The 23,608-nt window shown below is 41.3% G+C and carries 19 protein-coding genes and 1 other RNA gene; 15 read left to right on the top strand and 5 right to left on the bottom strand.

From position 1 onward, the window contains the following. Nucleotides 1-25 precede the first annotated feature (25 nt). The 3 genes from KTO63_RS15795 (at nt 26) to KTO63_RS15785 (ending at nt 3,522) form a co-directional block, all read left to right on the top strand. Nucleotides 26-1,741 (top strand): GMC oxidoreductase, encoded by a 1,716-nt coding sequence (locus KTO63_RS15795; protein WP_217792339.1) that lies wholly within the window; start codon nt 26-28, stop codon nt 1,739-1,741. A 97-nt stretch (nt 1,742-1,838) separates the two neighbouring features. Beyond that, a complete protein-coding gene (locus KTO63_RS15790) occupies nt 1,839-2,417 on the top strand; it encodes a gluconate 2-dehydrogenase subunit 3 family protein (protein WP_317195774.1) in 579 nt (192 codons plus the stop codon). Between the two features lie 244 nt (nt 2,418-2,661). Next, on the top strand, nt 2,662-3,522 hold the full coding sequence (locus tag KTO63_RS15785; RefSeq protein ID WP_217792338.1) for a sugar phosphate isomerase/epimerase family protein: 861 nt from the start codon (nt 2,662-2,664) through the stop codon (nt 3,520-3,522). 216 nt (nt 3,523-3,738) lie between these two features. Here KTO63_RS15785 and nagB read toward each other — a convergent pair whose 3' ends face one another. Beyond that, entirely contained in the window at nt 3,739-5,646 is a 1,908-nt protein-coding gene (gene nagB / locus KTO63_RS15780) for a glucosamine-6-phosphate deaminase (protein ID WP_217792337.1), read from the bottom strand. Between the two features lie 451 nt (nt 5,647-6,097). Between nagB and KTO63_RS15775 the strand changes: the two genes are divergently transcribed. Both KTO63_RS15775 and KTO63_RS15770 read left to right on the top strand, forming a co-directional pair. Further along, nucleotides 6,098-6,346, top strand: a complete 249-nt coding sequence (locus tag KTO63_RS15775) for a type II toxin-antitoxin system Phd/YefM family antitoxin (RefSeq protein WP_217792336.1) — start codon at nt 6,098-6,100, stop codon at nt 6,344-6,346. Between the two features lies 1 nt (nt 6,347). Beyond that, complete coding sequence (locus tag KTO63_RS15770) at nt 6,348-6,602, top strand: Txe/YoeB family addiction module toxin (protein WP_217792335.1); 255 nt, start codon at nt 6,348-6,350, stop codon at nt 6,600-6,602. A gap of 128 nt (nt 6,603-6,730) precedes the next feature. Here KTO63_RS15770 and KTO63_RS15765 read toward each other — a convergent pair whose 3' ends face one another. After that, nucleotides 6,731-7,306, bottom strand: coding sequence for an RNA polymerase sigma factor (locus tag KTO63_RS15765; protein ID WP_217792334.1), 576 nt, complete (start codon nt 7,304-7,306; stop codon nt 6,731-6,733). A 172-nt stretch (nt 7,307-7,478) separates the two neighbouring features. Here KTO63_RS15765 and KTO63_RS15760 point away from each other — a divergent pair, with 172 nt between their 5' ends. The 7 genes from KTO63_RS15760 to KTO63_RS15730 all read left to right on the top strand — a co-directional run bounded on the left by KTO63_RS15760 (nt 7,479) and on the right by KTO63_RS15730 (nt 16,568). Further along, entirely contained in the window at nt 7,479-8,462 is a 984-nt protein-coding gene (locus KTO63_RS15760; RefSeq protein ID WP_217792333.1) for a FecR family protein, read from the top strand. A 237-nt stretch (nt 8,463-8,699) separates the two neighbouring features. Next, the gene (locus KTO63_RS15755) at nt 8,700-12,137 is read left to right on the top strand and encodes a SusC/RagA family TonB-linked outer membrane protein (protein WP_217792332.1); all 3,438 of its coding nucleotides are present in this window, start codon (nt 8,700-8,702) and stop codon (nt 12,135-12,137) included. Between the two features lie 22 nt (nt 12,138-12,159). After that, nucleotides 12,160-13,761, top strand: coding sequence for a RagB/SusD family nutrient uptake outer membrane protein (locus KTO63_RS15750; protein WP_217792331.1), 1,602 nt, complete (start codon nt 12,160-12,162; stop codon nt 13,759-13,761). Nucleotides 13,762-13,880: 119 nt separating this feature from the next. Continuing rightward, on the top strand, nt 13,881-14,180 hold the full coding sequence (locus tag KTO63_RS15745) for a hypothetical protein (RefSeq protein ID WP_217792330.1): 300 nt from the start codon (nt 13,881-13,883) through the stop codon (nt 14,178-14,180). 69 nt (nt 14,181-14,249) lie between these two features. Beyond that, on the top strand, nt 14,250-14,615 hold the full coding sequence (locus KTO63_RS15740; RefSeq protein WP_217792329.1) for a hypothetical protein: 366 nt from the start codon (nt 14,250-14,252) through the stop codon (nt 14,613-14,615). 20 nt (nt 14,616-14,635) lie between these two features. Continuing rightward, nucleotides 14,636-14,833, top strand: a complete 198-nt coding sequence (locus KTO63_RS15735) for a hypothetical protein (RefSeq protein WP_217792328.1) — start codon at nt 14,636-14,638, stop codon at nt 14,831-14,833. Between the two features lie 136 nt (nt 14,834-14,969). Continuing rightward, nucleotides 14,970-16,568 (top strand): rhomboid family intramembrane serine protease, encoded by a 1,599-nt coding sequence (locus tag KTO63_RS15730; protein ID WP_217792327.1) that lies wholly within the window; start codon nt 14,970-14,972, stop codon nt 16,566-16,568. A gap of 139 nt (nt 16,569-16,707) precedes the next feature. On the opposite strand, the gene KTO63_RS15725 is transcribed toward KTO63_RS15730, so the two are convergent. From KTO63_RS15725 to KTO63_RS15715, 3 genes are all read right to left on the bottom strand, one after another. Next, a complete protein-coding gene (locus tag KTO63_RS15725; RefSeq protein ID WP_217792326.1) occupies nt 16,708-18,738 on the bottom strand; it encodes a T9SS type B sorting domain-containing protein in 2,031 nt (676 codons plus the stop codon). Nucleotides 18,739-19,032: 294 nt separating this feature from the next. Then, nucleotides 19,033-19,485 carry a YhcH/YjgK/YiaL family protein gene (locus KTO63_RS15720; protein WP_217792325.1) on the bottom strand — a complete coding sequence of 151 codons (453 nt, stop codon included), beginning with the start codon at nt 19,483-19,485 and terminating at the stop codon, nt 19,033-19,035. A gap of 89 nt (nt 19,486-19,574) precedes the next feature. Continuing rightward, complete coding sequence (locus tag KTO63_RS15715; RefSeq protein ID WP_217792324.1) at nt 19,575-20,807, bottom strand: ABC transporter permease; 1,233 nt, start codon at nt 20,805-20,807, stop codon at nt 19,575-19,577. 248 nt (nt 20,808-21,055) lie between these two features. On the opposite strand from KTO63_RS15715, the gene KTO63_RS15710 reads away from it, so the two are divergent. The 3 genes from KTO63_RS15710 (at nt 21,056) to fsa (ending at nt 23,418) form a co-directional block, all read left to right on the top strand. Beyond that, nucleotides 21,056-22,336: a type IX secretion system plug protein gene (locus tag KTO63_RS15710; RefSeq protein WP_217792323.1), complete on the top strand. Its 1,281-nt coding sequence runs from the start codon at nt 21,056-21,058 to the stop codon at nt 22,334-22,336. 212 nt (nt 22,337-22,548) lie between these two features. Then, an RNA gene (gene ffs / locus KTO63_RS15705) (signal recognition particle sRNA small type) lies at nt 22,549-22,648 on the top strand. 119 nt (nt 22,649-22,767) lie between these two features. After that, complete coding sequence (gene fsa / locus KTO63_RS15700) at nt 22,768-23,418, top strand: fructose-6-phosphate aldolase (RefSeq protein WP_217792322.1); 651 nt, start codon at nt 22,768-22,770, stop codon at nt 23,416-23,418. Nucleotides 23,419-23,608 lie beyond the last annotated feature (190 nt).

Raw genomic sequence — 23,608 nt, 5'->3', positions numbered from 1 at the left:
ACTTTCAATTTTCAATTAAAACAAAATGCCCGGCGATACTCTACATATCAACAACAAAGCGCAGGCTCAGAACACTTATGATGCCATTGTAATTGGCTCCGGAATAAGTGGTGGATGGGCGGCAAAGGAACTTTCAGAGAAAGGTCTTAAAGTTCTGATGCTGGAAAGAGGTCGCAACTACGAGCATATAAAAGATTATAACACCGCCAACAAAGATCCGTGGGAGTTTGAACATCGTGGAAGTGTTACGCAGGAGCAACGAAAAGAAAGACCCGTGATATCCCGCAACTGGGGCGCTAATGAGGCGGTGATGGAAAAATGGACGAATGAAAAAGATTGTCCTTATGTAGAAAAGAAACCTTTCAACTGGTGGCGTACTTATCAGTTGGGCGGACGATCAACATTGTGGGGCAGGCAAAGTTATCGCTGGAGCGATTTCGATTTTGAGGCCAACAAAAAAGATGGTTGGGCGATTGATTGGCCGATACGTTACAAGGACATGGCGCCATGGTACGATCACGTAGAAAAATTTGCAGGTATCAGTGGTTCCCTGGAAGGCTTGCAACATTTGCCTGACGGACAATTTATGCCACCCATGGAAATGAACTGCGTGGAAAAAGATGTTGCGGCAAGATTGAAAGATTATTACAAGGGCAATCGCCATATGATCATCGGACGCGTGGCGCATATCACTGCACCGCATCCGGGACGCACACAGTGCCAGTTTAGAAACAGGTGCTGGGAAGGTTGTCCGTTTGGTGGCTATTTCAGCACGCAATCTTCTACATTGCCCGCTGCGTTGGCAACAGGCAATTTAACAGTAAGACCATGGTCCATTGTTACAAAAATCATTTACGATAAAGACACGAAGAAAGCGAAAGGCGTAGAAGTAGTAGATGGTGAAACAAATAAGACCTATGAGTTCTATTCAAAAATAGTTTTCGTCAATGCTTCTGCGCTGAACAGTGCATGGGTATTGATGAACAGTGCTACGGATATTTGGCCCGAAGGTTTGGGAAGCAGCAGCGGAGAACTTGGTCATAACATTATGGATCATCATTACAACCTTGGTGCATCCGGAAGAATGGAAGGCTATGAAGACAAATATTATTATGGCCGTCGTGCCAATGGAATTTACTTAGTACGCTTCGCAAACCTGTTTGGCGATAAAAGAGATTTTTTAAGAGGCTTCGGTTACCAGGGCGGCGCGAGCCGTGAAGGCTGGAGCAGGAATGTTGCGGAGCTTAGTGTTGGCGCTAATTTCAAAGAAGCCCTTACTGAACCTGGTCAATGGACAATGGGCGTGGGTGGCTTTGGTGAAGTATTGCCATACCACGAAAATAGAATAACGCTGAGCAAAGACGTAAAAGATAAATGGGGATTGCCGGTGCTCGAGATGGATGCAGAGATCAAAGACAACGAAAAGAAAATGCGCAAGGCAATTGTTGAAGAAGCCGTTGCCATGCTGGAAGCAACAGGGGTAAAGGATGTTCATCATTGGGACAATGGCCACAACCTGGGCGATGGCATTCACGAAATGGGAACGGCACGCATGGGGCTTGATCCTAAAACATCTGTGTTGAACAAATACAACCAGGTGTGGGATGCGCAAAACGTTTTCGTAACAGACGGTGCGGCAATGACATCTTCGTCTTGCGTCAATCCATCATTGACTTACATGGCGTTGACAGCAAGAGCTGCGGATTACGCAGTGAGTGAATTGAAAAAAGGAAACATTTAATTAGTGGAGAGTTGAGAGTGGAGAGTTGAGAGTTATGCTGAATTTTCACTCTCCACTCTCAATTCTCCACTCTCAATTTAAAATTTAAAATATCATCATGATGACAAGAAGAGATGCTCTATCCCGTGTGGCGCTTATTTTGGGCGGCACGATCATTGGAGCAGATGTTTTTTTGAGCGGATGTACAAACGCCGACAAAAAAGTTTCAGGAGTGCTGGATTTTTCTCCGGACAACATCGCATTTCTTGATGAAGTAGGAGAAACGATCTTGCCTGCAACTGCCTCTTCGCCTGGAGCGAAAGAAGCTAAGATCGGTGAGTTTATGAAAACGATCGTAACAGATTGTTACACCGAAGCAGATCAGAAGATATTCATGGAAGGCTTCAATAAACTAAACGATGCAAGTAAAAAGAAATTCAACGATCCTTTCATGAAGCTGACTGCCGAGCAAAAAACACAATTGCTCACAGAGCTTGATAAGGAAGCAAAAGAATACAATAAGACAAAACAGAAGTCTGACCCTAACCACTACTTTGCGATGTTCAAACAGCTCACCGTGTGGGGCTATTTCTCATCTAAAGATGGTGCAACAAAAGCATTGCGCTACGTGGCAGTGCCAGGAAAATATGAAGGTTGCATAGACTATAAGAAAGGCGATAAGGCGTGGGCCACTTAGTTAATTAGAAATTAGGAAATAGGAGTTAGGAGTTAGAATATTGAATCACTCTAATTCCTAACTTCTAATTCCTGTTTCCTGCTGGCTTCCAGAGCCACCAGGTATTCGGCTATTAGTTTTTGTGTATGTTAACCTAAAGTAATAACGATTTACCCCATAACAACCCGGACGCGGGTTGTTACTTTTTTTATTGAAGGTAACGTGCTTGAAATTTTAAATTTTCAACTTTCAATTTTCAATTCAAATGTCATATAACAGAAGATCTTTTTTACAAACAACAGGACTGCTTGCAGCAGGAAGTTTTTTATCTATGGATAAATTAATGGCAGCGAAAGGCAACATAAAAAATATAGGCTTGCAGTTGTACTCACTTCGTGATGATATGCCCAAAGATCCCAAAGGAGTATTGAAACAAGTGGCTTCATTTGGTTACAACCAACTGGAAAGCTATGAAGGCAGTATGGGAATGTTTTGGGGAATGACACCGGCAGATTTTAAAAAATATGTAGGTGACCTCGGAATGAAGATCGTTTCATCACACTGCGACATTGATAAAGATTTTGAAAAGAAAGCCGCTGATGCTGCGTCAATCGGTATGAAGTATTTGATCTGTCCGTATAAAGGGGCGCAAAAATCAATTGATGATTTCAAGCGCATCGCAGATGAGTTCAATAACAGAGGCGAGATATGCAGAAAGCATGGTATTCGCTTCGCGTACCACAACCACGGTTATTCTTTCAAAGAAATTGACGGACAAATGCCGCAGGATGTAATGATGGCGAATACAAACCCAGCCACTGTCGATTTTGAGATGGATATGTATTGGGTGGTGACGGGCGGCGCGGATATTGAAAAATATTTGACGAAGTATAAAAACAGATTCCGTCTGTGTCACATTAAAGACAGAAAAAAGAATGCCGCTCCTTCAGATGAAGACGCATCATGCATTGTAGGCAACGGTTCTATCGATTATAAAAGCATTTTGAAACTCGCAAAGAAAACCGGTGTTGAATATTTTATCGTAGAACAAGAACGTTATGATGAGGCTTCACCGCTTGAATGCGCGAAGAAAGACGCGGCGTATTTGAAGACGCTAAGTATTTAAAGAGTTTAATTTACCACTAAGGCACTAAGTCCACTAAGTTCCACTAAGGGTTGTTTTAAATTTCGACCTCTCTTAGTGAAACTTAGTGGACTTAGTGCCTTAGTGGTAAGTATTCCGCAGACTAGTGCAAAAATAAATACGGTGTACAAAACTGAATTTCGTACACCGTACATTAACATCGCACAACTCTCCACTCTCAATTCTCCACTCTCCACTCTAGTAATGCCATCTCACGAAAGCCTCCATGCCCGCGTAATACGTAAGACCAAGCTTAGCGTATAGTTCAGCAGTCTGGCGGTTTCTTTCCTCGGCTCTTTGCCAGAACTCGCGGCTATCGCTACCTTGGAATGGAACCATGTCTTTTTGTGACTGATGTATAAATATGCCAAAACGTTTTTTCATTACCTGGTCTGGGCTCATTGGTACAGCCATTTCAATTTCTTCTGTGTACCATTCCTGCCATGCACCTTTGTACAACCAAACCCAGCAGTCTTTCACCCACTCATCGCCCGCAGCTTTAATTCTGCGCAAGCTTTCAAATACGATATCCAGACATACTTTGTGTGTACCATGCGGGTCAGCAAGGTCCCCCGCGCAATACACCTGCTGAGGTTTTATTTCACGAAGCAGTTTCATTGTTAGTGCCACATCTTCTTCACCCATTGGCTTTTTTTCAATGCGGCCCGTTTCGTAGAAAGGCAGGTTTTGGAAGTGAATATTTTCAGTTTTAATACCTACGTAATGACAAGTTGCTTTCGCTTCACCTCTTCTTATCAATCCTTTAATAGCGCGGATTTGAGCTGTATCCATATCGCTTTGTTTTTTTGCGGAAAGGAATCTTTTCGCATCGCTCAGGATATTTTTTGAAACAGTATTGTCAACGCCTGCGATCTCTTCAAAGCCTACTGCAAAATCAACAAAGCGTGTAACAAATTCGTCTGTCACTGCAATGTTTCCACTCGTTTGATAAGCTACGTGCACATCATGTCCCTGGTCGTGCAGGCGCATGAATGTACCACCCATGCTAATGATGTCATCATCCGGGTGTGGGGAGAAGATGAGGCAGGTTTTAGGATAAGGCGTAGAACGCTCAGGGTGCGCCGGAATTACAGCATTTGGTTTGCCACCAGGCCAGCCTGTGATGCTGTCACGCAGCATATAAAACACTTGCAGATTGATTTCGTATGCGTCGCCTTTTTCTACCAAAAGATCAGCAAGGCCGTTGTCTGTGTAGTCGCTGTTTGTAAGACTCAAAACCGGTTTCTCCAGTTTCAGCGCAAGGTTTACAACGGCTTTTTTCACCATTTTGGCTGTCCATTCAATTTCGCCACTCAACCATGGAGATCTGAAGCGGGTAAGATCTGTTGCTGCAGTTTCATCCAGCACAAAAGTTACATCGTTGTGCTCCTGCAAAAGAGAAGCAGGAATTTGCTCTGTAACATTTCCTTCCACTGCTTTTTGAATAACCGGTGCTTTAATTTGTCCCCATGCCATCAGGAACACTTTATGGGCCTTGAAAATGGTGTCTATACCCATTGTAATGGCAAGGCGCGGCACTTTGGAAATATTTTGAAACTCACCTGAGTTGGCTATACGGGTTGAATTTTCAAGGGGGATCAGGCGCGTTTTCGAAAAGCGGCTGCTACCAGGCTCGTTGAAGCCGATGTGACCGTTGTTACCAATACCCAGTATTTGAATATCGATACCGCCGGCAGCGTCAATTTTAGCTTCGTAATCGGCGCAATATTTTTTTATTTCTTCTTTGGAAACCTCACCATTTGGAACGTGTGTGTTAGCCGGATCAATGTCTACGTGGTCAAACAACTGCTCCTTCATATAACGGTTATAGCTTTGAAGGGCATCGTTATCCAGCGGGTAGTATTCGTCAAGATTGAACGTGATGACGTTTTTAAAACTCAGATTTTCTTCTTTGTGGAGGCGAACAAGTTCAGCATAAAGCGTTTTTGGTGAAGAGCCTGTTGCCAGCCCCAGTACACATTTTTCTCCTTTTGCCTGTTTGCTCTTAATTGTTGCGGCGATTTCTGCAGCAATGAATTTTGATCCATCTTTTAATGAACTAAAGATCTTTACCGGAATTTTCTCCAGTGAATCTACCATACTCATAATTGACGATAATTTACATTGTGAATAACGAAAAACAATCTAGGTGCGATTGAATAGTGTGCGTGAAGATAACGATGTAATCAAAAAGATTTACCTAAAAACTGACTAAGTTAACCTGAAGGAAGAAGTTTTGAAATCACTACATATTGATTATAAGTCGATTATACGTTTGCACAAACGGTTGCGGAAAATTTTTAAAAAAGCTTGTTAAATGGTTGATAGTGAGCGCTTGCAGAGCAAATGTCAAATGAAATTGGTATGTGCAGCAGACAACTTATAAGGCATTTGAAGCGAATGTTATCTCTTTAAAATGAAAAAGAAGTGTTTTAAAAGATCAATTGATTACAGTGGTTAGTTAAAATAATTGAATGTTCACAAGGAAGAACAACTGCCCTTATTTTTTATTTTATCAATTCGTATTTTGTACGTTATTTTGTACAAAATATATAACATGTTATTGGCTACAATTTCAGATTTCAGAAAAGATATGGCACGCTTTATCAGCGACGTCATTGACAACCATGAAACTTTGATAATTCATAAAGAAAAAGGGACTGGTGTAGTGGTAATGTCGCTAGAAGAGTATAATTCCCTGGAGGCAACGCTTCATGAAATGAATAATCCAGTAAATCGAAAAAGATTGAATGATTCAATTGAGAGCCTTAAGAAGGGAAAACTGGTAAAAAAGGAGCTGTTGTAAAATGAAATATACATTTACTGAAGAGGGTTGGGAGGATTATCAGTATTGGTTTGCCACAGACAAGAAAACATTTATTAAGATCAACGATCTTATAAAAGAAATTAAAAGAGATCCATTTAAAGGAATCGGAAAGCCAGAACCATTGAAATACGAATACAGAGGTTTTTGGTCTCGTAGAATTACAGAAGAACATCGGTTGATATATACCGTTGATAATAATGACATCATCATTGTTAAATGTCGTCATCATTATTAAACACGCCATACGGGAGTTAAACTCAAAAGTAAAAATTCAAAATCCTCGGAGGACTGTTATGACGTTTGAAAATCAGAGCATGCTGTAGTAATCCTGCGTCTACAGCCATTTTACTTTTTCTTTTTTACTTATCCCTGCCATCTCACAAGCCAAAGCACTATAAGCGCCGTCAAAATCTTCTTTAACGCCTTCACAGATTGGTAGAGAAGATTTCTCGCCACCTGGTAGTTAATGTTCATGATTTCGCTGACTTCTTCGTAGCTGAGGTTCTGGTAGAACTTGAGGTAGATGATTTCTTTTTGGCGATTGGAAAGCTGCTGGAAAGCATTCAGAACGATCTTTTTTCTTTCTTCAGTTTCCTGCTGCTCTACTAAAAAGGTTTCGTGGCTCAGTTCGAATAGCATGTCATCCTGCAGGTCACCGGTTGCATTTCCATTCTTTTTTTTCAGCCCCCGCATGAGCTTATACTTGAGCGACTTCAGAAGATAGGCCTTAACGGAGAGGACTTCAGTTTGCTTCTTGTTTTGCCAGAGTTCGATAAAAAGTTCCTGGATAGTGTCCTCCAATAATATGGAGTCGCTGGTAATTTTCATACCAAACTGGAACAGAGACGTATAGTGTCTCTGAAACAATTGTCCAAAAGCTTGCTGATCGCCGCTTTTATAGCGTTCCCATAAAGTTGTATCAGTTAGTGGATCACTCAAGTTAATCTAGGCGAATAAGTGTTTCTTAATCTTTGCAATAACGTTAGACAGCAAAAAAAGATTAAAAATGGTTTAAAGCAAAAATATTTTCAGAAAAATAGTTACAAAAAATTACAAACGAGTACTATAAGTGTAAGAACATGTTTTTTTCATAGGAATATTCACTTTAAAGATGGTTAACGTTAACGACATTTTACAGAACCAGCAATTTTTAGACTGGTATTTTAAGACTAGCCCTGAAACAGTCAGCGATTGGGAACAAATTCTCAATAATCACCCTGACTGGAAGCCTGCAGTAGAAGATGCGATTGAATGGTTGCAAAATCTGCAATTGAAAGAAAAATCGATTGCACAGGCGCAAGTAGAAGCTTCTTACAGCAGGTTGCAACAAAGCCTCGAGGGTCTTACGGAAAGCAAAGTGGTAAACATGAGATCGAGGGCCATTCGTTGGTGGATGGCTTCTGCAGCGGCCATAATATTGGCAGTTGCCGCCATCTGGATGTTTACAGGCACGAAATCAAATTCCATCCAAACCCAGTACGGCGAAGTAAGCGCGAAAGTACTACCGGATGGATCTGAAGTAACGCTGAACGCACACACCAGCATCTCTTACGGAAAGGGTTGGCAGGAAGGAAACGAGCGTGAGGTTTGGTTAAAAGGAGAGGCCTATTTCCACGTTAAAAAAACTCCTCAAAAAAGCAGATTCATTGTACATACTGACAGATTTGACATCATAGTAACCGGTACGCAATTCAACGTTATCAACCGCGACGGTAAAACAAGCGTGTTGCTTAATGAGGGAAGTGTGACCATTAAAGGAAAAGATGGCAAAGAAATAAAAATGGTGCCGGGTGATTATGTGGAGATGAAAGATAACGCACCGGAAAAAACACCACTGCCAAACGCCAATTCAGTAACAGCATGGAAAGACAAGAAAATGTTGTTTGAAAACACAAGTATCGAGAATGTTGCAAAAATGATTGAGGAAACTTACGGTATGAAAGTGCAGGTTGAACCAAGCGCTTCTACTAAAACACCAGACGGCGTAAGTGGTGTAATGTCAAACGAGAACCTTGATGTATTGTTACAAGCTTTACAACTACTATATGTTGATCTGTCTATAGAGAAGAAAGAAGACACCATTATTATAAAATAATAACTCAGCCGAAAGGTTGAGGAATTAAGAACTATGAATTAAGAATTATGAATTGTGCCTAACGCAATTTCGATTGTTATAACCATGACATTCAGATTTAGATTTAGAGTACATCACGCAAAGAACTCTTAACTCTTAATTCCTAATTCTTAATTGAAAACGCGGGGGACGCCCTGCTGCGCCATAGGAAAAAAGTAAACATACACAAAAACTAATAACTGCCTAAAACTTGCAAAAATGAGAAAGAAGTATTCTCTGCCCCATCTGTTTGGGTGTTTGCTCGCGACCCAAATGTTAGCTGTAACAGCAACAAATGCTCAGAACAGCTACTCGTACGTTCGCAGCAATACAGATGCATACAAGAAATCACATGGACTTACCATCCAGGACACTAATGTTGAAAAAGCAAAGCTCTTCACTGTTCTTAAAGAATTAAACAAACAAAAAGGTGTTTATTTTCTTTTCTCAGAACAATCTCTCGCAAACCAAATGGTAAACCCATTGGGCGACACAAAAGAAGCTACTGAAAAAATTCTTGATGAAGTATTGTCAAATACCGGCATCAAGTACAAGAAACTAAATGATAAGACCTATGTGATCTTATCTGACAAAGACAAAAAAAGAACCTCCCTCAATTATGTTCCGCTGGATGGCATGGACCTGGCCATACAAACTTCAAATGTTTCTATGGTGGTGGCCGATCCTATCACAGGTAAGGTAACAGGACCAGACGGAACGCCTGTAGCCAACGCAACTGTAACCATTAAAGGAACTACCAAAGGCACAACTACAGACGCCAATGGTGTATACAACATTCAGGCGAAGAAAGGCGACGTGCTGGTGATCTCTTACGTTGGTTATTCAGCAAAGGAAGTAACAGTAGGAAGCAACGGTACAATTGATGTTGCTCTTGTTGTAGGCAATCAGCAAATGACTGAAGTTGTAGTAACAGCTTTGGGTATTCAAAAGAAAGCCAAATCTTTAACATACGCTACCCAACAAGTACAAGGCGAGGAACTTACAAGAGCCAAGGATCCAAACATGATGAACGCCCTGGCAGGTAAAGCTGCAGGTGTCACCATTAATAAAAGTGCTTCTGGCCTGGGTGGATCTGTAAAAGTGTTGATCCGCGGTAGCCGCTCTATTACCGGTAATAACCAACCATTGTACGTTATAGACGGTATGCCTATTTCAAACTCCAACTCAGAGCAACCTTCTACAACAATTGGTGGTACAAATGATGCTGCAGGTCGCGATGCGGGTGACGGTATTTCTAACCTGAACCCAGACGATATAGAAAGCATGAACATGTTGAAAGGACCTGCTGCTGCTGCATTGTATGGTACCCAGGCTGCAAACGGCGTGGTAGTGATCACTACAAAACGAGGCAGAGCTGGCAGGGCTTCTATAACTGTTAACTCAAATACCACATTTGAAAAACCGGCCACATTGCCTAAGTTTCAAAGCAGCTATGGAGGTGTAGGGCAAGACGGTACTTTAGCTGCAACAAGCTGGGGTAAAGCGATTAGTGGAAGTGATGATTTTACAAAAGATTTTTTTCAAACAGGAATTACCGGCATTAACTCTATTGCATTGAGTTCTGGTAATGATAAAAATCAAACCTATGTTTCCTATGCCAACACTTCTGCAAAAGGCATTATCGACGGAAATAAGTATGGTAAAAACAACCTGACCTTCCACCAGACTTCATTGTTCTTTAATGACAAATTGAAAGTGGATGGTAATGTGAATTTGATTCAACAAAGTATAAAGAACAGACCTACTCCGGGCGGTTTCTATAACAATCCATTGGTTGGTTTGTATCACTTCACTCGTGGTCAAAACATTCAACCGTACAAAGATCACTACGAAGTATTTGATTCTACAAGAAACATGATGCTTCAAAACTGGTACGTTGGCTATAGCGATATGGACCAGAATCCATGGTGGCTAACAAACAAACTGCCAAGCGAAGACAACCGCGCACGTGCGATCACCAATCTTATCTTGAGTTACAAGTTGAATAACAACTTCACTTTGCAGGCAAGAGGTAACTACGACTTTATTTCTGACGACTACAATCAGAAAATGTACGCTGGCACACACCCTTCTTTAACCAGCCCTGCAAACAGAGGCCGTTATATCACCTTCACTAATCGCGAGAATAACCTGTACGGCGATTTGATCTTGTCTTACAATCAAAAATATAACAACAACCTTTCTTTAAGCGCTGTAGTTGGTACAAGTATTACAGACAGCAAAGCAAAACAACTTCGTCTTGACTCAAGACCTGGAGACATGTATGTTGCCAACATTTTCACTGTTGCTAACATGAACCTCAGCAATGGTTACATTGTAGAAGGTAATGTTCACACGCAAATGCAATCAGTTTTTGCAACTGCACAACTAGGATTTAAAGATTATTTGTTCCTCGATGTAACAGGAAGAAATGACTGGTCCTCCACACTGGCATTTACAAACAGTGAGAAAAAAGGTTTCTTCTATCCTTCAATCGGGTTATCTGCAGTGTTGACTGATATGATGCAAATGCCATCATGGATCAGCTTCGCCAAGGTAAGAGGGGCGTGGTCGGAAGTGGGTAATGCACTTGATCCTTACGTAAGTAATTATAACGCAAAAAAAATCACGGCAAGCGGTGTTCAACAGGATTTCTCAACAGCGCCTTTCGGAGAGTTAAAACCAGAACAAACCAAATCAATTGAGTTGGGTACTGAGTGGAGATTCTTCAATAATCGTTTTGGCATTGACGTTACTTACTACAAAACCAACACCCGCAATCAGTTGTTTAAAGTGGCTTCTGCGCCAACAGCTAAATTTCCTTTCTACTACGTAAATGGTGGAGATATTCAAAACCAGGGTGTGGAAGTAATATTGAGCGCAACACCTGTAGCCTCCAAAGATTTCCAGTGGAAGACAAACGTAAATTTCGCTACCAACAAGAACAAGGTTGTTGAAATGCCTGATGGACTGCCAGTGTTCTTCTTCGGAGAAAAGGGATCCAACAACTATCAAATGCGCCTGGAACAAGGTGGCTCAATTGGAGACATCTACGGCCAAACATTTGCGAGAGATTCACACGGTAACATTACATATGATGCAGGTGGCCTGCCACAAAAAAGCGATGGCGACTGGATGAAAATTGCGAACTCTGCTCCTAAGTTCAATTTAGGATGGGCAAACACGCTAACGTACAAACAGTTCTCTTTATACTTATTGTTTGACGGTCGTTTCGGAGGAAACGTACTTTCTTTAACACAAGCTGACCTGGACCTTCAGGGTGTGTCTAAAGTAACAGGCGATGCAAGGGCCGCAGGTTCTGTTACGCTGGAAGGCAAAAAAATAACAGATGTACAAGGATTCTACAGCAGAGTGGGTGGTCGCTCAGGTATTACTGAATATTATGTTTATGATGCAACAGTAGCTCGTTTGAGAGAATTATCATTGAGCTATTCAATTCCATCAAGAGTATTTGCAAATAAAGTTGTAAAAGGATTAGATTTCTCATTAACCGGAAGAAACTTGTTCTATCTGACTAAAAAAGCTCCATACGACACAGATGCATCTTTGTCAACAACAAACGATCTGCAAGGTGTGGATGTGTTCGGAATGCCAGCTACAAGAACATTCGGTTTCAATGTTAAATTACTTCTTTAATCTATTTTAAATCATAACTACTATGAATCGCAATAAATGGAGAATAGGTTGTATGTCGGCAGTGGCATCTATGATGTTATTCGGCACCTCCTGTACCAAAAATTTTGAAAAATATAATACTGATCCTGTTAGTGCCTATCCCGATCAGTTAGCGGCAGACTTCAACGATGTTGGAGGTTACTATCCGCAAATACAACAAGGCATTTTCTTTAACTACAACTTCGGTGCGGGTAAGGACTGGACCTACCAGCTTACGCAAAACCTGAATGCCGATATCTTTTCGGGCTACATGGCAACGCGCCACAACTTTGCGGGTGGTATCAACAACACCACTTTCTTCTTAATGGATGGTTGGAACTTTGCGGCATGGGATTATACTTACTCCTATACCATGCTTCCGATCAGGCATGCTGAAGAAAAAACAAAAGATGTGTATCCTGACTTCTACGCCATTGCAAAGATTCTTAAAGTAGAAGTAATGCACCGCATCACAGACCAGTATGGTCCTATTGTGTACACCCATTATGGCGAAGGCGAAACAGGCGGTACATACGATTCACAAGAGCAAGCTTACAACCAGTTCTTCCTTGATTTGAAAGAAGGTGTAAGCACACTGGAAGCGTTTGTTCAGGCGCATCCTACATTGAACAGGTTCTCCAACTTCGACCTTGCTTACGGTGGTGATTTAAAACAATGGATCAAGTTTGGCAACTCTTTGAGATTGCGTTTGGCAATTCGTATTTCAAAAGCAAATCCGGACAAAGCCAAAGCAGAAGCGGAAGCAGCGATAGCAGATCCAGGTGGCATGCTTGCCACAAACGCTGATAACTTTACCATTAGCGGCCAGGGTTATACAAACCCACTGGGTGCGATCAGCCCAAGCTGGCAAGACATTCAAATGAGTGCAAATATGGAATCTATCCTTGGTGGTTACAAAGATCCAAGAGAACCGAAATATTTTGTGGCCGCTACAGATCCTCTTGCAAAAGGCGCATTCAAAGGCATCCGATCAGGAATTCCTTATCCTGATGAGAAAACTTACATCAACCACTCTATTTTGAATATTACAACAGAAACACCGGCTGTTTTGATGACCGCTGCAGAGGTTTCGTTCCTTAAAGCAGAAGGTAAATTGAAAGGTTGGAACATGGGTGGTAATACAACTGTTAAACAGTTTTACGAAGATGGTGTAACCAAATCATTTGCACAGTGGGGCGCAGGCGGCATAGACGATTATCTTAAATCAACAGCTGTTCCTGCTAACTATGTGGACCTTTATCAACCGACAATTTTAAATACAAACGCGGCGTCTACAATTTCTCCAATGTGGGATGATAATGCATCTGACGCGACCAAACTGGAAAGGATCATTACACAAAAATGGATCGCAGGATTTCCTGAAGGTTGCGAAGCATGGGCAGAGCAACGCCGTACCGGTTATCCTAAAATTTTCAAAGTACAGAAAAATGATAGCCAGGGTGTAATAGACACCAACAAAGGCGTACGTCGTCTTGAATTTTCTTCTACTGAGAAGGCAACAAACCCAACAGGTTATGCGCAAGCGGTACAACTGCTTGGAGGTTCAGACAATGGTGCCACTGCTCTTTGGTGGGACAAAAACTAATGTAAACTTGGTAGTCAATAATCAATGGGGTTCATTCGGGCAGACAAAACGTCTGCCCTTTTTTTATTGAGATTGCATGTCTATATTGTGTCTGGAGCCATTATGCAAAATAATGACCGGTGTTGGAGTATTTTGGTTTAATTGAAAAACGAATGATTATAAATAAGCTAAAGAAACTATTAAACAATGCTTTAATCTCTTCAAGAGAAGAACGTATTTTAATTATAAAGGAATTTCAACATGCAGTGTGGGAGGATGATTCCATAGAAGATGAAAATATCAATGATATATTAACAGACGCGGCCTATATATTTGATTTTTATGAACCCAATGAAGAATGGAGAAAGGAAGATCCCTCATACTATGGCGATGAAAGATTGATTAAGGAAATAACACAAGCGCTTCAGAAATTAGAATGAACTAAGTTTGTTTTCCGCAACCTGTAGCTATTCAAACGAGAGAATATTAATGTTAACCCATTTGCAACCATGAACCTTCGAATTTTTTTAGCGGCAATGTTAACGCTGCTGCTTTTTACGCGTTGTAAAGTGAGCGAAAAAAGGCTTTATGGTCAATGGTGCAATGTGTTCGATACACTATCGCTGAAAAAAGATCACACCTTTTCTCTCGTTCGGCAACACTACGTTGATGGTAAACTGAAAGGGATAACCTATCCTGGGACATGGCGCTATTCAAAAGGGTTCATACTGGTTGCCTTTGACAGCCTCCCAAATCCCAACATATTTGGTGGATGCACATCAATACAAGCTTTCAATAGAAACAGACTGGCAAGAAGTTATTCCTGCACAAATAAGACTCCGGCAAAACCGATTTTTTACACCAGAGTAAAATAAATTGTTATTACAAACCACTAATGGCAAACGAACCTATCTTCCAAAAACTTACATCCAAATGGCTCGGCGCCGCTTTCTATTGGCTGTTGAAAGGATTTGCGGGCAAGTATTCTGAGCAGCTCAAACCTGAGTACAAGCATAGAAATATCTGGACCGGCTACATCATAAACCTCTTAGTCTTTGGCGCGCTTGTTTACTTCTGTGTGATAGAAAAATAATTTTTCATATGCCCGATGTTAACTTCCAAACGGTTATATTAACCTTCACTTTTTTGTTGATTGAAGGATAGTAATTTCAACTGGTTTCCTTTATTTTTGAGCGAACCCCTAATTAATAAACCGAAATACCGTAACTATGAATCAGTTTAAAGAGAAGCTGCGGCTCATCTATTTACCCTTTCTGCTTATTGCCACTAGCTTTATTCTCCTTTACACATTTCTCAACTGGGCAATTATCATCAAAGGAAATTTTGGCTCGTTAAAACAGATGGTCATAAACTTATGGCTCCCGTTTGCGCTGCCATGGATTCCTGTATTAATATGGTTAAGGCCAAGGATAAATTTGCTCAGACTTAAAAAAGAAAACGCTGCATTTGGTTTCCAATTTATTGCCGTTTTGGCCATAGCAGCTCCTACCATTATATCACAGGAATATCTCGAAAAAGCAACCGGCAAGCTCACCGCATTAAAAAGTATTGATCAGTACAATGACTCTACTGCAACAAAATATTATTCGTTGCAGAACCGCTACATCGATAAAGCACATGTAAGTGTATATCCCGTATCTAATGTGTCGGGAAAAAGTAATGGTACATTAACTTTCTCCATTTTTGTTGCAATGCCTTTGTATGAGAAAGTAGCCGACACTGCAAACAAGAAGTGTGAATGCTGGCTTGTCAAAAAATATTCCGAGAGCATTAACAACCATATAAGTGATGAACAGAAAGATGCCAAATACCATGCCTTTGCAGAAGAAACGCAGGTTACATTTGACAGCACAGATTTTACAAAGTTTGTGTATCTCGAAAGGTTAGGAAATACAGAAGAGCATGACGGCTTCAATGCCGCTATTGCTAAAAACACTTTTTTGACCAGTGAAAAACCGGTCGTGTTTGTTGCGTACAACGAGCCTTTTGAAAACCGTAATGGAGAAACGTTTCCATGGATATTTAAAGCGTTCGGCATTGGGGCAATGATCTTTCTTGTCTTTGTCGCAATACCACATTTTGATGACGACAAATTGAACCGGTTCCTGAAAGGAGTTGAAGAAAAAGAAGAGTCGACTTCTTTAAAGGATACGCTTGAGATGTTTATTCCCAGACACGGCTATTATGCGACTCCAATATTAATTGACCTGAATGTTCTTGTTTTTTTCATTATGGTTTTTGCAGGATTGGGCATTATATCATTTAAAGCTACAGACTTATTACACTGGGGCGCAAACTTCAGGCCTTTTGTTGCAGACGGGCAATGGTGGCGCTTACTGACCAGCACATTTTTACATGGCGGCCTTATGCACATTGTTGCCAATATGATTGGATTGGTGTTTGTAGGCTTATTTCTTGAACCTGCTATTGGCACACGAAGATTTGCGATCTTCTACATAGTAACAGGAATTTTTGCGAGCATAGCCAGTATTTGGTGGCATGCAGCGACGGTAAGTGTTGGTGCCTCAGGAGCCATATTCGGTATGTACGGCGTGTTCCTGGCACTACTGCTCAAAAAGGTCTTTCCCGCCGCGCTCAACAAAGCTTTTCTTACCAGTACGCTAATATTTGTTGGCTTCAACCTGGCGATGGGTTTCGCTGGTGGAATTGACAATGCTGCCCACATTGGCGGCCTTGTAAGTGGCTTTGTAATTGGACTGATAATCGCACCAACCATCAAAAGTGAAATAGAACAAAAATCGCAGGAAGAAGAACCAGAAGATATAGAAGCAGAAATGTATTCATAAAATAAAAAAGGCGAAGCGATCTAAACAGATCGCTTCGCCTTTTTTATAGCCAATGTCAAATTTTTAATCAAAAAATCTTAACTAATCATGACAATCATGAAAATCTGCGTTCCTTATTTTCAATCTTCAAATTTTAAAATTATCTCATTAACATAACGGTTCCCTTCTTGAAAAAATGTTTTTTGGAATCCCTGTCATCGTAAGAAAGCACCCAGACATACATTCCCGGTTGTTGCAGCTGTCCGCTGAAAGTGCCGTCCCATCCACGTTTCCAGTCGGATGTTGAGTAGAGTAATTGTCCCCAGCGATTGTAGACTTTAAAGTCAAGATTAGTGGCTTTCACTGCATTGAGCGGATAAAGCATGTCATTGTTGCCATCCCCATTAGGCGTAAATGCATTGGGCACATCTATAATGCAACTTGCATAAATGTTGATCGGTTTTTCAATCGTGCTTGTACAGCCATACTGATCGGTAACAGTATAGCGCACTGTGAAAATGGTCGTGCGCAGCACACGGCTGTACACATGGACCGGGCTGCTGTCGGCATCATCTGTATTGTCGCCAAACGCCCAGTTGCGGGTAATGTTTTTTCCCACCGCTTTGTCTGTAAATTGAATTGGTTCAAGTGGACAGTTATCAAGCGGTACTTCGAAATCTGCTTTCAGATAGTTATCCAGCAAAACAGTTTGAGTAGAAGTATCACTACAGAAGCCATTGTTTACAATGCACTGAATATTTTTTGAACTAAACACACTATACAAACCGCGTGGATTTTGAATAGTGCTCGATTGATTCTCATCCAGGTTCCATTTCCATTGATTAATGCCGTTTGCGCCGGCCTGGAAAAACTGAATAGAATCGCGCTGGCAGCCCCAGCCGACAACATACGTAAAAGCAGCATTCACTGTATCTTTCACTGAAAACGGCAGGGAAGAAGGTGGTACAACCTGACCGCACTCGTCAATGATTGTGTTGCCGTTAAGATCATTGTTCAACACGATTGTAAAATTTCCTGTTGTTTGTAAAGGCTGCGACAATGTAACGTCAATCTGCGGAGCGACGCCATTTGCATCGCAGTTAATAGCTTTCGCAGATAACACTGTAACTGGATACGTACCGGTGACTGTAAAGTCACTGCCATCGGCTTTAACGGTGTTGCAAATTATTTTGTGATCAAAGAAAACAGAAATGGTTTGCGGCGCGCAACTCAGTGTTCCAAGAGAATCCATTTGCGTAGGCAATTTCGGATATACAGTAAAGCTCAGATTGTCGCCCTCGGGAATGGGCGTTTCACAAATGTCCAGCAATGTATTGGCATCGGTGCCTTTTTGCATACTGATGGTATAATTGCCCGGTGGCAGTTCGTTGTCGAATGAAACAGTCAGCGAATCCATATCAAAGCCGCCATTGCAATTGGCACCTGTGGCGCCTTTTACTGCCGCCACTGATGAATTCAAAATAAAGTCGCTGCCATTTGCTGCAAGCGATGCGCAACTCATTCGCTTATTTAGCTTGATATTGACCTGGGTATGTGAGCAATCAATGTAAGCGGCTTTTAATCGGGGAGGAGTAGTGTCTGTGATAACAGCAGTACCACCGTAAAATGATAAACCATAACCACTTTGTGTATCCAAAAAATGACTTACCAGTAAAAGGTACGTATGCCCTACAATTAGCGTAGGCATTTTGGAAAAAGTGGGCACATTGTTTACGGGGTCAGAGGCGCATTGATAATTGCCAACACCATTAATAGACGCGCCGGTTTTCCCATATGTTCCGGCCCAATTGCTTGAAACCGTTATGGCTTTGGCAGTTGTAGCATCTGTTGTAAAAACATCATCCGGATTGCGCCCGGTTATATCAAATAATTGCCAGTCGTAGTCATCATTATCTGCATTGGGAGTGATGGTGAAAGCCAGCGTACCGGCCTCGAAGCAGGTGAATTTGTACCAGTATGGATTTTTGCCACTGTAGGAAGCACCCGTGCCCTCGCAACCCGGAACATAGATTGGTTTGGTATCACATAGTGGAACAGTATTCTGTTGGAAAACCGAGTTGCCACACACAGGAAATGCGGTTGCTGGAGTCTGCCCCGGATTGGTACAGTATTGAGCAAACACATTTGACAGCAAAAGACAACAAATTAGTAGTAAGAATACTCGTCTCATAAACACTAGGTACATAAAGATACCATTCACGACCAATCGGGTGATATAAAAAAGGCTTTTTTTGCAGCGATTAACCAAATAAAAAAGAAGTATCCGGAAAATACTTCTTTCATGCAACGATGCATTCGGAGCGGTTGTCAACGGCCGATTCAATTGGAATTATAAATTAGGAATTAAGAATTAAGAATTCTTGACCTGCAATCATGTCTTACTAATCTTGAGCATAAAAACTGTTCGAAAAAATGAGATACGCTGCGCACAAAGCATTCTTAATTCCTAATTCTTAATTCTTAATTAAACAGATACTTTAATCACCACTTTTTTAACAGCAGCAGCGCCATCAATTTTTATACACGGCATATGAAGGTCCCACGGAAAATAAATGGCAAACATGCCGGCCTGCATCACCGAAAAATAAGAAGGGAAATTGCCTACAAGTAAAAAGTCTTTTTCCGTATCATATTCCTGGAATAGCGGCTGGTTCTTCAAAATATCATGACCCACTTTTTCGGCACCGCTCACCCAGTATTGAATATCGATGTACTTTTTATGAGCCTCCATTTTTTCATTATCAGTATCGATCGTGTTATACTCACTGATAATGGCAAAAATTTTATCACCCTCTATTTCGTACTTGCCTGCAGCCAGGGAAGTGAAATCTGTTTTTTGCAAATAACTCAAACCTTTGGCTAGTCTATCTCCAAGGATTTTGTAGTTGTCCGCATTTTGTAAATCGTCGATTATCATATTTTTTAGTTGAGAATTGAGAGTGGAGAGTTGAGAATGTAGAGTCTACAGTTCTTGTGAACTCTCAACTCTGCATTCTCAACTCTCAATTACCTAAATTGTATCGCCTTCACCGGTTGTATCCTTTTCACAATGAACGTTGGAATGATGAGCACCAGAAAACAAACCAGCAGCGTTCCTGCATTTACCAGTACCACATGCCACCACTCAATATCAATTACCGCTTTGGAAATATAATAGGTTTCTTCCGGAAGTGAAATGAAGCCGTACTTATTTTGCAGCCAGCAAAACAAAAGCACGATCACATTGCCGATAAGAATCCCGCCGATTGTAATGAGCGTTGCGTTGTATAAGAAAATGTTTTGTATCATGCTGTCCGGCGCGCCGATCGCTTTCAAAACGCCTACCATTCTAGTTCTTTCCAACACGAGAATCAGAAGACATGTTATCAGGTTAAGCACCGCTACGATGATCATAATGATGATAACAATCTCAATTGTTTTATCCTGCAGATTGAGCCAGTCAAAGATATTCGGATAGATATCCCGCATCGTGCGGCTGTTCCACATTTGAGGCAGTTGATAAAAGATATCATTGTTCACCGAATCCATTTTTTTATAATCTTTCAAAAAGATTTCATAGCCACCTATTTCATCATTCTTCCAATCGTTAAGACGTTGAATAAGGCGCAGGTCGCCAATGGCAATTTTATTGTCATAATCCTCGATGCCGGTTTTATAAATGCCACAGACTTTTAGTTTCCGCGCACGTGGCTGCGAACCGTCTGACTGGATAAAAAATACAAGAATGGGATCGTTCAGTTTTAGATTTAGTTGCTTGGCTGTGTAGGTAGAAAGCACAATATCATTACTGTAACTGCTATCGGGAAATGAGGGCCATCTTCCTTCTACCAAAAACGACTGAACATTTTTGAATGCATAATCTTTTTCTATACCCTTAAATAAAACGCCTTCCATGCCTTCGCTGGTTTTGAGAATGGCGTTCTTCGTTGCAAAAGCCTGAACAGTTTCAACGTCAGGGTTTTTCTTTAAAGTAGAATAGACAGTATCGTTTTTCTGGATGGGAAGCTCCTCCGCAATAGAAACTTTGCTGGGCTCAAAATGCTGCACCCGGATATGTCCCCAGAAATCGAAGATTTTTTGGCTGATCGCATGTTGAAAGCCATTTGTAAAACCAATCGTCACAATCATTGCCGCTACGCTGATGGCAGTCGCCGCAATCGCCAGTCGTATAATAAATCGGGAAAACGACCGCTGCTTGTTAAACGCAATCCGCCCCGCTATGAAAGATGAAATGTTCAATTTGTTGGTTTTGTGATTTTCAAAAATAGGCAAATGGGAATTGAAAATTGAAAATTGAAAGTTGAAAATGGGGGGTAATTGAAAATTGAAAGTTGAAAATTGAAAATGGGACGCAGATTGTTATGATTTTGATGATTTATTATGATATTGTTCATGTCAAAACAAATGATAGAGATCTTTAGAATCTGCGTTCCTCCTCATTTTCAACTTTCAATTTTCCATTTTCAACTATTCTTTATCTTGCGTTTATGAAAAAACTCATCCTATTGTTTGCCATTGTTTGTGGTATTGTTGACTGTGGGCTTGCCCAACCCGAATACACTTATGTGGACAATATCAAAAACATAAAACTGTACCCATATGGAAATCAAATAGGCTATCCGATCCTGGGCCTGAACAGCGGGGATAAAATGGAGCTTCATTTCGATGACCTGGATGGGGGAGTGGCTGATTATTCCTACACTTATCAGCTTTGTAACGCAGACTGGACGCCGGCTATACTTGGTCAGCTCGACTATATAAGAGGGTTTGTATCAAACCGGTTGCTGACCTATCGCAATTCGTCAGTTTCACTAACAAAATACACCCATTACCAGGCCGTTCTTCCGGAGAATAACAGTTCCCTATCCCGTTCGGGAAATTACATACTGAAAGTATATGCAAACGGCGATACATCACAGCTGCTGTTTACGAGAAGATTTTTGGTAGTGGACCCAAAGGCAGCCGCGATAGCACAGATACAACAACCTTTCAACGGGCAGTATTTCACTACGCATCAAAAGATTCAAATGACGGTAAATACCAAAACGCTCGATCTTGTAAATCCGATGCAACAGATAAAAGTGTGCATTCTCCAAAACTACCGTTGGGACAATGCGATTTGCAACATCAAACCAACCTTTATCCGTAAAAATGAACTTGCTTACAATACAGAAGAAGACTGCATATTTCCCGGCGGCCGCGAGTGGCGTTGGCTCGACCTGCGCAGCTTCCGTCTTCAGAGCGATCGCGTTACCCACGCTGATTACCGCAAGGATGGAACCGACATTTATGTGAAAACAGACCTCGACAGGGAGAAGCAGCCATTCCTCTACTACCAGGATAACAACGGAAGATATTATAACGACGTAACCGAAAGCGTGAATTACTTATGGCAGGCAGACTACGCTAAGGTGAATTTTAGTTTCCGCACACCTGACGGGCATCCGTTTGACGGAAGGGATCTCTATCTTTTTGGAGAATTGACCAACTATGGATTGGATCCCGAAGCCAAAATGATTTACAATGCAGATAAGGGCTTGTATGAAACGTCACTGTTTTTAAAACAAGCCTATTACGACTACTCATACATAACAGTAGACAAAGCAAAACCCAGATCTGATTTCAGCCACACCGAAGGCAATTATTGGGAAACAGAAAATAGCTACACTATTTTGGTATACTATCGCTCGTTAAGCGACCGGGCAGACGAGCTGGTGGACGTAACGCAAGTGAACTCAATTACGGGAAGGCAGGGGTACAGCAATTAATAATTAATAATTAAGAATTAATAGGTGTAGCATCGACACCAATGGCTTGATTATTCTATGCTCAATCGTGTAATAGTGCTGCATTTAGCAACGAATTTGACCTCATTATTTATTAATTATTAATTATTAATTCAAAGTCTTCCCACGCATATCAGAAAAAAATATTTCAAAAACTTCACTAAAAAATAATTTCCATTCCCCTATCTTTGCGCCGGCAGGTCTTACACGACCAGCTCCTACTGAACTCCCCCAGGGCCGGAAGGCAGCAAGGGTAGGTGGTTGTAGCGGTGCGATGTGAGTAGCCTGCCATTTTTTATTTTACTCTGTGTTGACTTAACTGCTAATAATATTTTTCCATTTTTGCTTATCTTCATACCCCAATTTATTAGCACGTTGTATTAAGCTCTTGATTAAACAAACTATATACTACCATGAAATTTTTTATTGATACCGCTAACCTCGCGCAAATCAAAGAAGCTCACGATCTTGGTATCCTTGACGGTGTTACTACCAATCCATCTTTAATGGCAAAAGAAGGCATTAAAGGTGAAGAAGCAATTATGAACCACTACAAAACCATCTGCGAGATCGTAGACGGTGATATCAGTGCTGAAGTGCTTTCTACTGAATTCAATGCAATTATTGCAGAAGGACAAAAATTAGCCGCTATTCACCCAAATATCGTGGTGAAAGTGCCAATGATAAGAGACGGCGTTAAAGCAATCAAATGGTTCACTGACAACGGTATCCGTACAAACTGTACGCTGGTATTCTCTGCTGGTCAGGCTATTTTGGCTGCAAAAGCTGGTGCTGCGATGGTTTCTCCATTCATCGGCCGTATCGACGACAGCAACTGGGACGGGGTTGAGTTAATTGCTCAAATCGCAAACATCTTCTCTATCCAGGGCTTCAAAACTGAAATTTTGGCCGCATCTATCCGCAGCTCTTTGCACATCGTAAAATGTGCTGAAGCCGGTGCTGACATTTGCACTTGCCCGCTTGATCCAATCTTAGGCATGTTGAAACATCCTTTGACTGACATAGGTCTTGCAAAATTCCTAGAAGACGCAAAGAAAATGTAATCATAATATACATCTCAATTTCTGGAAAGGCGCTGCAACTGCAGCGTCTTTTTTATTTCCCCAGGTTTCACGCAGCGAACGCAACGGAGCGGCGACGCAGCGGATTTAAGAATGTTGGAATGATCATTTGAGCCTTGGGCATCATTACTTGCGACGCTCCGTTCGACAGGAGTAATGCTATTCATCAGCA

Origin of the sequence: Pinibacter aurantiacus (genome assembly GCF_019130065.1) — a bacterium.
In the GTDB taxonomy this organism is placed as follows: Bacteria; Bacteroidota; Bacteroidia; order Chitinophagales; family Chitinophagaceae; genus Pinibacter; species Pinibacter aurantiacus.
Note: the sequence above shows the minus strand (reverse complement) of the source record. Positions and strands in the feature narration are given on the sequence as shown.

Bases quoted from the DNA above. Each gene is read 5' to 3' on its own strand.
- KTO63_RS15785 (WP_217792338.1), top strand. From the start codon at position 2,662: ATGTCATATAACAGAAGATCTTTTTTACAAACAACAGGACTGCTTGCA.
- fsa (WP_217792322.1), top strand. From the start codon at position 22,768: ATGAAATTTTTTATTGATACCGCTAACCTCGCGCAAATCAAAGAAGCT.
- nagB (WP_217792337.1), bottom strand. From the start codon at position 5,646: ATGAGTATGGTAGATTCACTGGAGAAAATTCCGGTAAAGATCTTTAGT.
- KTO63_RS15730 (WP_217792327.1), top strand. From the start codon at position 14,970: ATGAATCAGTTTAAAGAGAAGCTGCGGCTCATCTATTTACCCTTTCTG.
- KTO63_RS15750 (WP_217792331.1), top strand. From the start codon at position 12,160: ATGAATCGCAATAAATGGAGAATAGGTTGTATGTCGGCAGTGGCATCT.
- KTO63_RS15710 (WP_217792323.1), top strand. From the start codon at position 21,056: ATGAAAAAACTCATCCTATTGTTTGCCATTGTTTGTGGTATTGTTGAC.
- KTO63_RS15735 (WP_217792328.1), top strand. From the start codon at position 14,636: ATGGCAAACGAACCTATCTTCCAAAAACTTACATCCAAATGGCTCGGC.
- KTO63_RS15770 (WP_217792335.1), top strand. From the start codon at position 6,348: ATGAAATATACATTTACTGAAGAGGGTTGGGAGGATTATCAGTATTGG.
- KTO63_RS15755 (WP_217792332.1), top strand. From the start codon at position 8,700: ATGAGAAAGAAGTATTCTCTGCCCCATCTGTTTGGGTGTTTGCTCGCG.
- KTO63_RS15775 (WP_217792336.1), top strand. From the start codon at position 6,098: ATGTTATTGGCTACAATTTCAGATTTCAGAAAAGATATGGCACGCTTT.
- KTO63_RS15760 (WP_217792333.1), top strand. From the start codon at position 7,479: ATGGTTAACGTTAACGACATTTTACAGAACCAGCAATTTTTAGACTGG.
- KTO63_RS15790 (WP_317195774.1), top strand. From the start codon at position 1,839: ATGATGACAAGAAGAGATGCTCTATCCCGTGTGGCGCTTATTTTGGGC.
- KTO63_RS15720 (WP_217792325.1), bottom strand. From the start codon at position 19,485: ATGATAATCGACGATTTACAAAATGCGGACAACTACAAAATCCTTGGA.
- KTO63_RS15795 (WP_217792339.1), top strand. From the start codon at position 26: ATGCCCGGCGATACTCTACATATCAACAACAAAGCGCAGGCTCAGAAC.
- KTO63_RS15740 (WP_217792329.1), top strand. From the start codon at position 14,250: ATGAACCTTCGAATTTTTTTAGCGGCAATGTTAACGCTGCTGCTTTTT.
- KTO63_RS15725 (WP_217792326.1), bottom strand. From the start codon at position 18,738: ATGAGACGAGTATTCTTACTACTAATTTGTTGTCTTTTGCTGTCAAAT.